Genomic DNA, 13,671 nt, shown 5'->3' on the forward strand with positions numbered 1-13,671 from the left:
CGACATAAACCCAATCACAAAACAGGCCGTCTGAAAAATACTTTTCAGACGGCCTTTTAGTCCACTCAAATCGGTAAGTTTACACCCTGCCTCTGCTTTTCAGACGGCCTTAGTCTTCATACGCCTCCACCGGCGGACAAGAACACACCAAATTCCTATCCCCGAACACATCGTCCACCCTGTTCACGCTCGGCCAGAATTTGTTTTCGCGCACATACGGCAGCGGGAACACGGCTTCTTCGCGGGTGTAGGGGTGCGTCCATTCGCCGTCGGTCAGGTTGAACGCGGTGTGCGGTGCGTTGACCAGCGGGTTGTCCTCTTTCGGCCATTCGCCGTTTTGCACTTTCAACACTTCCTGTTTGATGGATTTGAGCGCGGCGATGAAGCGGTCGAGTTCGGCTTTGCTTTCGCTCTCGGTCGGCTCGATCATCAGGGTGCCGGCCACGGGGAAGGAAACCGTGGGGGCGTGGAAGCCGTAGTCCATCAGGCGTTTGGCGATGTCGGTTTCGGTGATGCCGCTTTCGGCTTTGAACGGGCGCAAATCGACGATGCATTCGTGGGCGACGCGGCCGTTTTTGCCGGTATAAAGAATGGGGTAGTCTGCGCTCAATTGTTTGGCGACGTAGTTGGCGTTGAGCAATGCCCATTCGGTTGCTTGGCGCATGCCCTGTTTGCCCATCATGGTGATGTACATCCAGGTTATCGGCAGGATGCCGGCGGAGCCGTAGGGCGCGGCTGAAACTGCGCCCATGCCTGCGGTCGCGCCTTCGACGGGGGCGACGGTGTGGCTGGGGGCGAACGGGGCAAGGTGGGCTTTGAGGCCGATGGGCCCCATGCCCGGGCCGCCGCCGCCGTGCGGGATGCAGAAGGTTTTGTGCAGGTTCATGTGCAGCACGTCGGCGCCGACTTCGGCGGGCTGCATGATGCCGACTTGGGCGTTCATGTTCGCGCCGTCCATATACACTTGGCCGCCGTTGTCGTGGATGATGCGGCAGATGTCGCGGATGCCTTCTTCGTACACGCCGTGGGTGGACGGGTAGGTAATCATCAGCGCGCCTAGGTTTTCTTTGTTGGCTTCGGCTTTTTCTTTCAAGTCGGCGATGTCCACGTTGCCTTTTTCGTCGGTTTTCACCACGATAATCTGCATGCCGAGCATGGCGGCGGTGGCGGGGTTGGTGCCGTGCGCCGACTGCGGGATCAGGCAGACGTTGCGGTTTGCGCCGCCGTTGGCTTCGTGGTAGCGGCGGATGGCCAGCAGGCCGGTGTATTCGCCCGACGCGCCGGAGTTCGGTTGCAGGCAAATCGCGTCAAAACCGGTCACGGCTTCGAGCTGGGTTTGCAGGCCGCGCAACAGTTCGCGGTAGCCTTCGGCCTGATCGGCGGGCGCGAACGGGTGCAGGTTGGCGAACTCGGGCCAGGTGATCGGCAGCATTTCGGCGGTGGCGTTGAGCTTCATGGTGCAGCTGCCCAGCGAAATCATGCTGCGGTTCATCGCCAAATCGCGCTCCTCCAGCTTTTTCAGGTAGCGCAGCATTTCGTGTTCGGTGTGGTAGCGGTTGAACACGGGGTGTTGCAGGATTTTGCCGCTGCGGCGCAGGTTTTCAGACAGGCATGTCGATGTTTCAGACGGCATCTCGGCCTTGCCGCCGAACAGCGCAATCAGTTCGGCCGTTTCGGCGGGCGTACTCTCTTCGCTGAACGCCGCGGCCAATACGGTTTCGCTCACGCGGCGCAGGTTGTAGCCCGCGTCCAGCGCGCGGCGGTACACCGCGTCCGCCTTGTCCGCGCTGCCGAAATCCACGGCCACGGTGTCGAAAAACACTTTGTGCACCACGTTCAGGCCGTCTGAAACCAGCGCAGCGGCAAACGCACAGGCCAGCGCGTGAATGCGTTCGGCGATGCGTTTCACCCCCTCGGGGCCGTGATAAACCGCGTATATGCCGGCCAAGTTCGCCAGCAAGGCCTGCGCGGTGCAGATGTTGGAAGTGGCCTTCTCGCGGCGGATGTGTTGCTCGCGCGTGGACAGCGCCATGCGCAGCGCGGGCTTGCCCGAAGCGTCTTTCGACACGCCGATGATGCGGCCGGGCGCGGAGCGTTTGAACTCGTCCTTAAACGCGAAATACGCCGCGTGCGGCCCGCCGAAACCCATCGGCACGCCGAACCGCTGCGTGTTGCCCAGCGCAATGTCCGCGCCCAACTCGGCAGGCGGTTTCAGCAGCACCAAACTCATCACGTCGGCCGCCACCGCCACAACCGCGCCCTGCTCTTTCAGACGGCCTATCGCGTTTTCCAAATCCGCCACGTCGCCGTCTTTGCCCACATATTGGAACAGCGCGCCGAAATACTCGCCCTCGGAGGCCGTCTGAAAACCGCCCACCACCAGCTCGAAACCGAAATATTTCGCGCGGGTTTTCATCACGTCCAGCGTTTGCGGATACACGCGATCGTCCACAAAAAAACGGTTCGACTTCGACTTGCCCACGCGCTTGGCCATCGCCATCGCCTCCGCCGCCGCGGTCGCCTCGTCCAGCAGCGACGCACCCGCCACTTCAAAGCCAGTCAAATCGATGCACACCTGCTGGAAGTTCAGCAGCGCCTGCAACCGCCCCTGCGCAATCTCCGCCTGATAAGGCGTGTAGGCCGTGTACCAGCCCGGATTTTCCAGCACGTTGCGCAAAATCACGTTCGGCAGGCGCGTCGGATAATAGCCCAGCCCGATATAGCTTTTGTTCACCCTGTTTTTCGCCGCAATGCCCTTGAGCTTCGCCAGCGCATCCGCTTCCGTAAGCGCGTCGGGCAGGTCGAGTTCGGACGGCATACGGATGCTCTCCGGCACGGTGTTGTCCACAAAATCCGCCATGCTCTTCTCGCCCAAAGCCGCCAGCAGCGCGGCTTCGTCGGCAAAACTGATGTGGCGGGGAGCGAATTCGTTGGGGTCGAATAAGTCGTTGAAGTTCATAATAGTTCCTCTGTTGTTAAACGGGTTTGTACCCGATGAATAAGGTTTTCAGACGGCCTTTGACGGGGTGTGAGGCCGTCTGAAAATAATTTTTCAAATGATCAGGCAGACAAGTTTTCAGACGGCCTTCATGCCTTTTTTCGCAATCAGCAAGGCCAGCACCTGCACACTTAACAAAGTCCATACCACGCCCGACCACGCGCCGCCATCGAACGCCAGTCCGCACAGCCACGCGCCGAGCGTACCGCCGCTGTAATACGCCATGTAATACAGCCCCGAAGCCAGCGAGCGGCCTTCTTTCACATTGGCCGCGATGTAATTGATGGTCGCCGCCTGCGTGATGAACACGCCCGACGACATCAACACCAGCCCGGCGACAATCCACGGCAAAGGTTCGGACACGGTCAGCAGCACGCCGCCCATCGACAAACCGACCGCCAGCAACACCGTGTTCACGCTGCCGAAACGCTTCATCAGTTTGGCCGACAAGGGCGTAATGACCATACCGATTAAATACACGGCAAAAATATTTGCCAACGTGCTGCTGCCCAAGCGGTAAGGTTCGGCGGCCAAATGCAGGTTGATGTAGGTAAAGCAGCCCACCAGCGAAAACAGCACGCACATGCCCAACAGACAGGCGGCAACCACATAGCGGTTGCGCAGATGCGACTTGAGCGTAGCCAAGGCCGTCTGAACATTCGGTTTGGCCGCAAAATTCTGCGACTTGGGCAACTGTTTCCACACAAAAACCGCACAGGCCAGACTCAGCAGCCCCATCGCCACAAACGCTGCGCGCCAGCCCATCAGCTCGGTAAAGTGGCCGAGCAGGAAACGGCCGAGAAAGCCGCCCGCCACCGTTCCCGACACATACACCGCCATCAGGCGCATGATTTCGTCGGGCATAAACTCCTCGCCGATGTAGGCAATCAAGACGACGGTAATCCCCGGCACCGCCAAGCCCTGTAAAAACCGCAGCAGCGTGAAGATTTCAATATTCGGCGCAACCGCCAACAACACGGTCGGCACGGCCAGATACAGCAGCGAACCGACAATGAATACCTTGCGCCCGAACGCGTCGGAAAGCATGCCCATAAACGGCGACATCAAAGCCACGCCCAACACCGTCGCCCCCACCGACAGACCGGCCTGCACCGCCGTGGCGTTCAGTTCCGCCATCAACACGGGCAACACCGCCTGCACGGAATACACCTGCAAAAAGGCGGACATGCCGATCAGGAAAACGGCGGTTTTCAGGAGGGTATTGAGTTTCATGGTGTGGCTTCAAACATGGTTTGGCTGGATTTCGGCACAGTTTGCCGTGATATTTTTCAGACGGCCTCCGCCCACTTCGCGCCTGCCGCCAGCGTCTGCGCGTAAACCGGACAACTTTCGTCGTGCGCGCCTTTGAGATAGCCGCAGCTCATCAGAAATTCACCGACAATCTCGCCGCCGACAAATTTGAAATGTTTCTTAAACAGCTTCACCCACGCAGCCTTGTCGCGCGGATGGTGCGCGTCGAGCCAGTTTTTAAACGAACCGTATTCGGCCTGCAAACGCAAAATCTCACGCGCGTTGTAGATTGCGGCATGGATTTTCAGGCGGTTGCGCACAATGCCCGCGTCGTTGAGCAGGCGTTCGGTGTCGGCCTCGCCAAACGCAGCAACGGCGGCGATGTCGAAGTCTGCATAGGCCGTCTGAAACGCGGCCTGCTTCTTTAACATCAGCGTCCAACTCAACCCTGCCTGGTTGATTTCCAGCAGCAGACGGCCAAACAGGGCATTGTCGTCTTCAATCGGAAAACCATATTCGCAATCGTGATAGTGCTTATTCGGATTGTCGGTATCGGGCGGCAGGTTGTGTACCAATTCGCAGTAAGTCATTTCAGACGGCCTTTTAAAACTAAGACAGGGCGAAATCAACGGCAGCCTGGACATGCAGCCCGGTACTGTCGAACACGGGCAGCGTACTATCGGCCTGTGTGATCAGCAGCCCGATTTCGGTACAGCCCAAAATCACGGCTTCGGCTCCGGCCTGTTTTAAGCCGTCGATCTGCCTGCGGTAAAAATCGCGCGCCTCTTCCCTGATGATGCCGAGGCAGAGTTCTTCAAAAATAATGCGGTGGATTTCCTGCTGTGCCGCTTCATCAGGTACAAGGGTTTCAATGCCCGACTGCGCCATGCGTGCCGCGTAAAAGCCGTCATTCATGGTAAACCGCGTGCCGAGCAGCGCAGCTTTTTGCACGCCTTGCCGCTTAAGCGCAGCGGCGGTTACGTCAATCAGATGGATAAACGGCACGTCCAGCACGGCTTCGATTGCATCAGCCACTTTGTGCATGGTATTGGTGGCCAGCACCACCGCCCCTGAACCTGCATTCTGCAGCTTGAGCGCAGCCTGTGCAAGTATTCCGGCGGCTTCCGTCCAGCCCCCGGCTTTTTGCAGGCGCACGATACGTTCGAAATCAATGCTGTAAAGCAGGATTTCGGCGGAATGGTTCAACCCCAAACGGCGGTTGGTTTCGCGGTTGATAAGCTGGTAATAAACGGCGGTGCTCTCGGCACTCATGCCGCCGATGATGCCTATGGTTTTCATGTTCTTCCTACCATTTGTATCTGAATCTTTCTCCACCGTATTCAAAACAGGCCGTCTGAATTTTTCAGACGGCCTTTCACGGCGGATTACTTCACTTCTTCGGCGTATTGTTCGGCAGTCAAGAGACCGTCCAAATCGGCAGGATTGGCCGGTTTGATTTTGAAGAACCAGCCTTCGCCGTAAGGGTCACTGTTGGCGGTTTCGGGGGCAGACGGCAAATCTTCGTTCACCGCCACAACCTCGCCCGCAATCGGCGCGTACACGTCGGACGCGGCTTTCACCGACTCCACGACGCCCGCCTGCTCGTCGGCGACCAGATTCGCACCGACTTCGGGCAGTTCGACGAATACGATGTCGCCCAACAGCTCCTGCGCGTGGTGGGTAATGCCCACGGTAACCGTACCGTCGGCTTCGGGGCGCAGCCATTCGTGGCTGGCAACGTATTTCAGTTCGGCTGGGATATTGCTCATGGTGTGTTCTCCGTTAAAAAATGGGGGATAAAGATGGGAAATGCTTTATTTTTCGCACTGCTTGGTGGTCTCGTTATACCGGCCGCCCTCGTCGAGACAGGTATCTTTGGCGTCGCAGCCCGATAAAACAAGGACGAACGAAGCGGCGAGCACGAATACTGTTTTGCGCATAAATCTTCCTCTCAAACGGCGGTTCGGTTTTTCAGACGGCCTTTTCAGTTCAAGGTCGTCTGAAAAAGTTTTTTACTTAATCAAACTGCTTCTGCCCGTTGCGCACGAACGGCAGTTTCAACACGCGCACATCAACCTCTTTGCCGCGCATCAGCACTTTGGCTGTGTCGCCTTCAAAATCCTTCGGCACGCGGGCGATGGCGATGGACTGTTTCAGGCTGGGCGAAAACACGCCGCTGGTAGTCATGCCGCTGCCTTTATCGGTAACGACCTCCATGCCCGACCGCAGCACGCCGCCTTTTTCCAGCAGCAGGCCGACCTGTTTCACGGCCACGCCTTTTTCTTTTAGGCCAACAAGCGCGGTTTTACCGACGAAATCGCGGTTTTCGTCTTTCAAATCGACCGTCCAGCCCATGCCTGCCTCGAGCGGGCTGGTGTCGTCGTCCATATCGTTGCCGTAAAGGTTCATGCCCGCTTCCATGCGCAGGGTGTCGCGCGCGCCGAGGCCGCAGGGCTGAACGCCGGCGGCTTGCAGGGCTTTGAAAAACACACCGGCTTCGTCAGCAGGCAGAATCACTTCCACACCGTCTTCGCCGGTGTAACCCGTGCGCGCGACGAACCAGTCGTTGCCCAAATCCGCGCCCTGAAACGGTTTCAGGCCGTTGACGGTGTCTGCCCATTCGGGTTTGACGGACAATAATTTTTCCACGGCTTTCGGGCCTTGCACGGCCAGCATACCCAAATCGTAACGCGGGTTGAGCGCAATACCGAATTCCGCGCCGATTTTGGCGAACTGGACGGAGTCTTTTTCGCGGGTCGCGCCGTTGGACACGATGCGGTACTGCGTTTCGGTTTCATTGGTGCGGTAAACGATCAGGTCGTCGATAACACCGCCGTGGTCGTTGAGCATGGCGGAATAGAGGGCTTTGCCGACGAAGCCGAGTTTGGCCACGTCGTTGGCAAGCAGTTTTCGGAAAAAGGCTTTGGCGTTGTCGCCCGTTACGTCGGTAACGAGCATGTGGGATACGTCGAACATGCCCGCGTCGGTGCGCACGGCTTCGTGTTCGGCGATTTGCGAACCGTAGTGGATGGGCAGTTCCCAGCCGGCAAAATCAATCAGTTTGCCGCCGGCTTCCACATGGTTTTGATGAAAAGGGGTGGTTTTCAGAGCAGTCATTTCAAGTTCTCCGGTAAAAAGTGTCATCGGCGCGTTTGCTGTTTTTATCCGCGTGAATGACCCTATCTGTCCTTTGAACCTGAGATTTTCGGCATTCCGTGTTCTCCGAACCGCAATCTGCTCATTGCGTATCACTCGGCAACGGATGTCTGAATGGTGGTTCAGACGGCCTTCTCCCCTTCGGTGGGCATGAGCTTCATGCCGCTCTCCAGATGTTTTATTTCAACGTACAGTCCTTTTACCTGAGCGATTTAAGGGCATCTGCGCCTTCGGTGGCCGCCTGTAGTTGGAAGCAGCACTCTCCTGCACGTGCTTCGGATTATGGCTTGAATCCTTTTTTTGGGCAAGCCGTCTTTCGGATTATTTGTAGCCCGCCAAAATGAAAAATATTCATAGCATAAATAAATTAATTTGACCTAAACAGCGGTTTTTAACACAGATTATTTTTGAAAAAATTCTTTTACTGCACTATTGTATGTTAAATTTATTTAGCTTAAGATTATAAAAACCGTTATTCTTCGTTTTTTAACGTGCAGGTCACATGAAAAGGATAATAAATGGCTCAAATCACTCTGGATAAAACAGACCTCAAAATTTTGCAGGTATTGCAGGAAAACGGCCGTCTGACCAATGTCGAACTTTCCGAACGCGTCGCCCTCTCTCCCTCCCCCTGCCTGCGCCGTCTGAAACAATTGGAGGATGCCGGTATTATCCGCAAATATGCGGCCTTGCTGTCGCCGGTTTCCGTCGAGCTGGGGCTGCAGGCGTTTATCCGCGTTTCCATCAGCAAAGCCGCCGATGCGCGCGATGATTTCTCCCAAGCGGTGCAGAACTGGCCGGAAGTCTTAAGCTGCTTCGCGCTGACCGGCGAAACCGATTACCTGCTGCACGCCTTTTTTACCGATATGAATGCGTTTTCCCATTTCGTTTTGGATACTTTGCTGTCTCATCACGGCGTGCAGGATGCGCAATCGAGTTTTGTATTGAAAGAAATCAAAAACACCACCGCCCTGCCGCTGCAGCATTTGCAGCAAGACTGATGTTTCAACCGTTTGAACATGACAAGGCCGTCTGAAAATCCATTCAGACGGCCTTGATTGTTTATTTCTTTGCTATAATTGAGAATAACTCTTAAATTGACACGCCATGATGAATATCCCCGACATCCCGACCGTTATCGACCACACCAAACAATGGCTGGAAAAAGCCGTTATCGGGCTGAACCTCTGTCCCTTTGCCAAAGCTCCGTATGTCAAAGACCGCGTGCGGATCGTGGTCAGCGAAGCCAAGCATTTGGACGGTTTTTTAGAAGATTTGGACCGCGAGCTGCAGCTTTTGGGAGAAACACCCGCCGATGAATTGGAAACCACGTTATTGGTTCACCCGACCTTGTTCGGCGACTTTTTAGTCTTCAACGATATGCTCGATATTGCCGACGCGGCGGTGGCGGAAAACCGATTGGAAGGCGTGGTTCAGATTGCGCCGTTTCACCCTGATTTCCGGTTCGCCGACACCGAAGCCGACGACATCGGCAACTATACCAACCGTTCACCCTACCCGACGCTGCACCTGATTCGCGAAGACAGCATCGCCAAAGCCGCCGAAGCCTTTCCCGACGCTTCCGTAATTTTTGAACGCAATATCGCTTTGTTGGAAGACATGGGACACGAAGGCTGGAATCGGTTGGACATTCCGCGCTGCCCGTTTCACAAACCCGAATAACCATCATGCTGACCCGTTATTTTTTCTGGTGTTGCGGCGCGGTGGCACTGGCCTTGGGCATAGTCGGTATTTTTTTGCCGATTCTGCCGACCACGCCGTTTGTTCTGCTGGCGGCAGCCTGCTGGGCGAAAGCCTCGCCGCGTTTTCACCGCTGGCTGCACCGGCACCACTACTTCGGCCCGATGGTGCAAAATTGGGAACGCAACCGCGCCGTACCGCGCAAAGCCAAAATATTGGCGGTCAGCATGATGACGTTTTCCTGCCTGTTTTTATTCTGGCAGTTTCCCGAACGCTGGTGGATCGGCGCCATTTCCTCCATCTTCTGCGCCTGCGTGGCCATTTGGATGATCCGCTTGCCCGCAGCATAAAAACCGCCCTGTTTTCAGACGGCCTTAAGCCGATTTCTTGCAAAAAAGTGTTAAATTCAATTTAACAATCTTTTTTGATAGTATTTTAATATTCAATCAATGTTTCATTAAATTGCTGTTTTAAAGAATTTTTCTCTCCACGCATAAAAAATTGGGCAATTTCACAGAAAATTTTCAGCATATTTATTTGATTCGCACTAATACTTTAGCCTAGTTTCTGGCACTATTTTCCTTTACAATCGTTTGCGATAAGTTTCTCAACTTCCGCGCAGTGTCGTACATTTTCAGACGGCTCTGATTTACCACGATAAGAAAAAGGAAACACATATGCGCCTACCTCTTCTCTCCCTGCCCATGCTGTTGCTGCCGGCTTTCGCACAAGCCGCCGACTTCAGCGGCGACTCGCTGAGCCTGCTGTGGGGTCTGCCCTTCGCAGCCATTTTGCTTTCCATCGCCTTAGGCCCTTTGCTGATGCCGAAAGTCTGGCATCACCATTTCGGTAAAATCACCGCCTTTTGGACGGCTCTCTTTCTGATTCCGTTTATCCTCTATTTCGGCTTCACCGCCGGCGTTCAAGTCGTGGCACATGCCATGGTGGAAGAATACATTCCGTTTATCCTGCTGCTGTTTGCCCTGTACACCATTTCAGGCGGCATTTTGGTGTGGGGCAACCTGCGCGGCTCGGCCAAGCTCAACACCACCATACTTGCCATCGGCACCGTATTGGCGTCACTGATGGGCACGACCGGCGCGGCCATGCTGCTTATCCGCCCGCTCTTGAAAGCCAACGACAACCGCAAACATAAAGTCCACGTCGTCGTCTTCTTTATTTTCCTGGTGGCCAATATCGGCGGCGGCCTGACCCCGCTGGGCGATCCGCCTTTGTTCTTAGGTTTCCTGAAAGGCGTCGACTTTATGTGGACGGTGGTACACATGCTGCCGCCGGTACTCATCAGCGTGGCGGTTTTACTGACTGTGTTCTATTTCCTTGACCGCCATCTGTATTCCAAAGAAGACGAAATCGTACCGCACGACCCGTCGCCCGACAGCAAATTGCAGATTTTCGGCAAAGTGAACTTTATTTTGCTGTTCGGCGTAGTCGGTGCCGTATTGATGTCGGGCATTTGGAAACCGGATCATCCCGGCTTTGAAATCTTCGGCAGCCATTACCTGTTGCCGAACCTGGTGCGCGATTTGATTTTGCTGTCTCTGGCGGTGGTTTCCCTGCTCATCACACCGAAGCAGGTTCGCGCAGGCAATGAGTTCAACTGGGAACCGATTGCCGAGGTGGGCAAACTGTTTGCCGGTATTTTTGTGACCATCGCGCCGGTATTGGCGATTCTGAAAGCCGGAGAAAACGGCGCATTGCGCGGCGTGGTTTCGCTGGTGCACAATGCCGCGGGCGAACCGGTTAATACCATGTATTTCTGGATGAGCGGCCTTTTGTCGGCATTTTTGGACAACGCCCCGACCTACCTCGTGTTCTTCAACATGGCCGGCGGCGACGCGCAGTCTTTAATGACCGGCCCGCTGTTCCATACCCTGCTGGCCATCTCGATGGGTTCGGTGTTTATGGGTGCGCTCACGTACATCGGTAACGCGCCGAACTTCATGGTCAAAGCCATCGCCGAACAGCGCGGCGTAAACATGCCGAGCTTCTTCGGCTACATGGCGTGGTCGTTCGGCATCCTCGTACCGCTGTTTATCCTGCATACGCTGATTTTCTTCGTATTTGAAATTTTCTAAACCTTGAAACGCACAGGCCGTCTGAAAATATTTCAGACGGCTTTTCATATTCCATCAGCCCGTTCAGCCTGTCAGAGCAAAACGGGAAACATTCCTCAAATCTGCCCCGTTTCCCGCTCCCAAAACGGGAGCAAGCGGTGCAACACAGATTAACGCATTCGGGTCCCGCAACCTCTATCAAGTAATACCGAAACTTCAAGGCCGTCTGAAAACCGATTCCGTTTTCAGACGGCCTGTGCATTCGTCAAACCCGTTTTTCAGACGGCCTCGCGATTAAACCTTGCCGCCAGAATTTCCGCCAACATCTCAAACACCACCCGCACCCGCGTCGGTGTCACGCTGCGCTGCGGCCGGTAGAGATAAGCCGTCCATTGCTGCTTGCGGATGTCGGGCAGCAACTCCACCAATTCGCCGTTGCGCAAATACGGTTCGCACAGCCAATCCAATACATACGCCACCGCCCTGCCCGACCGCGCCGCCGCCAGCGTGTTCTGCACCGTATTGCTGACGAACACGGGCTTGGGCGGCAGCAGGCTTTGCTGGTCGTTGAAATACCATGCCCAATAACGGCCGTTGTTCAAATCATGCTCGACATTGAGCGGATAACGCTTTTTCAAATCCTCCAAACCGTTCGGCAGACCGTATTGCGCCACCAGTTCGGGCGCGGCCACAATCCGCTCCTTCACCGTGCCCAAATGCTTCACAATCAGCAGGCTGTCGGTCGGTGCCTGGCCGATGCGCACTCCGATGTCGATTTGCGCCTCCACCGCATTGACGCGCACGGTATTTTTCTGCCAGTCCAACACCAGCTTGGGATAGGCTTTCAGACGGCCCAACAATTCCAGCAACACATTCTCTTCATCGGGCAAATCCGGCACGGTTATTCGCACCATGCCGCCCATTTCGTCTTCATCGCGCTGTTTGGCATGGACGAACACGCGTTCGCTGTCGTCCAAAAGCTGCTGCGCCTGCGGCAGAAATTCGCGGCCGAAATCGGTCAGCTTGGTTTGGCGCGTGTTGCGCTGGAACAGCGGCTCGCCCAAATAATCCTCCAATTCCGCAATCACGCGCGTTACCACCGGCGGCGATACGGCCAAACGGCTGGCGGCTTCTTTGAATTGCAGCGTTTCGGCGGCGGTGCAGAAAATCCGTAAAGCCTCAAGTTTGTTCAACATGATTTCTGTTTCCGAAATTATCAAATGCAGTTTTATGAATATACATGAAATCATCCGGCTTTTACAATGTGTTCTGTCGAAACCGAAAAAGGTTTCATCCCAACTGTTTCAGACGGCCTCTGCGCACAAAAGGCCGTCTGAAAAACAGAAAGGCTCGATATGAAGACCCCTACCCTCACAATCCTCGCTTCCGCCCTCGTCGCAGGCTCGCTCACGCTCTCCGGCACGGCCTCCGCCGTTACCGTTACCCCGATAAAAGGAACCGCAACCATGCAGCTGACCCAAGAATGGGACAAAATCTTCCCGAAATCCGCCAAAGTCGAACACCATAAAGTTACCTTCAAAAACCGCTACGGCATTACCTTGGTCGGTGATTTGTATGTGCCGAAAAACGCCAAAGGCCGCCTGCCTGCCATTGCCATGAGCGGCCCATTCGGTGCGGTAAAAGAGCAGTCCAGCGGTCTGTACGCGCAGACTTTGGCCGAACGCGGTTTCGTCACGCTGGCGTTTGACGGCTCGTACACCGGCGAAAGCGGCGGCCAACCGCGCAACGTGCCTTCTCCCGAAATCAACACCGAAGACTTCAGCGCGGCAGTCGATTTCTTAGGCCTGCAAAACTTTGTCGACCGCGAAAAAATCGGCCTGCTCGGCATTTGCGGCTGGGGCGGTTTCGTGTTGAACGCGGCGGTTGCCGACACGCGCGTCAAAGCCGTTGCTACCAGTACCATGTACGACATGACCCGCGTAGCGGCCAACGGCTATGAAATCAAACTCGACCCGAACGGACAATACGACCGTACCGCACCGCAAACCGCCGAAGCACGCTACAAAATGAAACAGGAAATGAACAACGCCCGTTGGGAAACGGCGCAAAACGGCTACGCCACCCTGCTGCCTGCCAACAACTTGCGCAAAGAAGATTTCAAAGCCGACACGCCGAAATTTTTCCGCGAATATTCCGACTTTTACACCACCAAACGCGGCTTCCACCCCCGCGCCGTCAACTCCGATCCGAACGGCTCATGGACAGTTACCGGTATGCTGCCGCTGACGAACATGCCGATTCTGCAATACGCCGCCGAAATGCGCGCACCTGCCTTAATCGTGCACGGCGAAAAAGCCCACAGCCGCTATTTCAGCGAAGACGCATTCAAATCTTTAGGCAGCAAAAACAAAGAGCTGTATCTCGTGCCCGGAGCCAGCCACGTCGATTTATACGACAATCAGGCCGACAAAATCCCGTTTGACAAATTCGAGCAGTTCTTCAAAGCAAATTTGAAATGACAAAAGGCCG

The 13,671-nt window shown here is 55.4% G+C and carries 13 protein-coding genes and 1 riboswitch; of the genes, 5 read left to right on the forward strand and 8 right to left on the reverse strand.

The genetic code is table 11. The features are described 5' to 3' along the window. Positions 1-109: 109 nt before the first annotated feature. The 7 genes from gcvP to gcvT all read right to left on the reverse strand — a co-directional run bounded on the left by gcvP (position 110) and on the right by gcvT (position 7,366). The gene (gene gcvP, locus ACM67E_RS09650) at positions 110-2,959 is read right to left on the reverse strand and encodes an aminomethyl-transferring glycine dehydrogenase (RefSeq protein WP_416191234.1); all 2,850 of its coding nucleotides are present in this window, start codon (positions 2,957-2,959) and stop codon (positions 110-112) included. Between the two features lie 117 nt (positions 2,960-3,076). After that, complete coding sequence (locus ACM67E_RS09655; protein WP_416191235.1) at positions 3,077-4,231, reverse strand: MFS transporter; 1,155 nt, start codon at positions 4,229-4,231, stop codon at positions 3,077-3,079. Positions 4,232-4,287: 56 nt separating this feature from the next. Then, positions 4,288-4,839: a DNA-3-methyladenine glycosylase I gene (locus tag ACM67E_RS09660; RefSeq protein WP_416191236.1), complete on the reverse strand. Its 552-nt coding sequence runs from the start codon at positions 4,837-4,839 to the stop codon at positions 4,288-4,290. A 19-nt stretch (positions 4,840-4,858) separates the two neighbouring features. Continuing rightward, entirely contained in the window at positions 4,859-5,548 is a 690-nt protein-coding gene (locus ACM67E_RS09665) for an aspartate/glutamate racemase family protein (protein ID WP_416191237.1), read from the reverse strand. A gap of 86 nt (positions 5,549-5,634) precedes the next feature. Continuing rightward, a complete protein-coding gene (gene gcvH, locus ACM67E_RS09670; RefSeq protein WP_416191238.1) occupies positions 5,635-6,018 on the reverse strand; it encodes a glycine cleavage system protein GcvH in 384 nt (127 codons plus the stop codon). A gap of 45 nt (positions 6,019-6,063) precedes the next feature. Beyond that, on the reverse strand, positions 6,064-6,189 hold the full coding sequence (locus tag ACM67E_RS09675; RefSeq protein ID WP_416191239.1) for a hypothetical protein: 126 nt from the start codon (positions 6,187-6,189) through the stop codon (positions 6,064-6,066). Positions 6,190-6,265: 76 nt separating this feature from the next. Beyond that, a complete protein-coding gene (gcvT, locus tag ACM67E_RS09680) occupies positions 6,266-7,366 on the reverse strand; it encodes a glycine cleavage system aminomethyltransferase GcvT (RefSeq protein ID WP_416191240.1) in 1,101 nt (366 codons plus the stop codon). Between the two features lie 220 nt (positions 7,367-7,586). Next, positions 7,587-7,682, reverse strand: a riboswitch (glycine riboswitch). Between the two features lie 241 nt (positions 7,683-7,923). Between gcvT and ACM67E_RS09685 the strand changes: the two genes are divergently transcribed. From ACM67E_RS09685 to ACM67E_RS09700, 4 genes are all read left to right on the forward strand, one after another. Continuing rightward, complete coding sequence (locus ACM67E_RS09685; protein ID WP_416191241.1) at positions 7,924-8,406, forward strand: Lrp/AsnC family transcriptional regulator; 483 nt, start codon at positions 7,924-7,926, stop codon at positions 8,404-8,406. 109 nt (positions 8,407-8,515) lie between these two features. Then, the gene (locus ACM67E_RS09690) at positions 8,516-9,088 is read left to right on the forward strand and encodes a DUF1415 domain-containing protein (RefSeq protein ID WP_416192772.1); all 573 of its coding nucleotides are present in this window, start codon (positions 8,516-8,518) and stop codon (positions 9,086-9,088) included. A 5-nt stretch (positions 9,089-9,093) separates the two neighbouring features. Beyond that, positions 9,094-9,456, forward strand: a complete 363-nt coding sequence (locus ACM67E_RS09695; protein WP_416191242.1) for a YbaN family protein — start codon at positions 9,094-9,096, stop codon at positions 9,454-9,456. Between the two features lie 327 nt (positions 9,457-9,783). After that, positions 9,784-11,202, forward strand: coding sequence for a sodium:proton antiporter (locus tag ACM67E_RS09700; protein WP_416191243.1), 1,419 nt, complete (start codon positions 9,784-9,786; stop codon positions 11,200-11,202). A gap of 257 nt (positions 11,203-11,459) precedes the next feature. Here ACM67E_RS09700 and ACM67E_RS09705 read toward each other — a convergent pair whose 3' ends face one another. Continuing rightward, complete coding sequence (locus ACM67E_RS09705) at positions 11,460-12,377, reverse strand: LysR family transcriptional regulator (protein ID WP_416191244.1); 918 nt, start codon at positions 12,375-12,377, stop codon at positions 11,460-11,462. A gap of 159 nt (positions 12,378-12,536) precedes the next feature. Between ACM67E_RS09705 and ACM67E_RS09710 the strand changes: the two genes are divergently transcribed. Continuing rightward, the gene (locus tag ACM67E_RS09710; RefSeq protein WP_416191245.1) at positions 12,537-13,661 is read left to right on the forward strand and encodes an alpha/beta hydrolase; all 1,125 of its coding nucleotides are present in this window, start codon (positions 12,537-12,539) and stop codon (positions 13,659-13,661) included. The last annotated feature ends 10 nt before the right edge of the window (positions 13,662-13,671 follow it).

This window comes from Neisseria sp. CCUG12390 (genome assembly GCF_047837985.1).
Classification (GTDB): Bacteria; Pseudomonadota; Gammaproteobacteria; order Burkholderiales; family Neisseriaceae; genus Neisseria.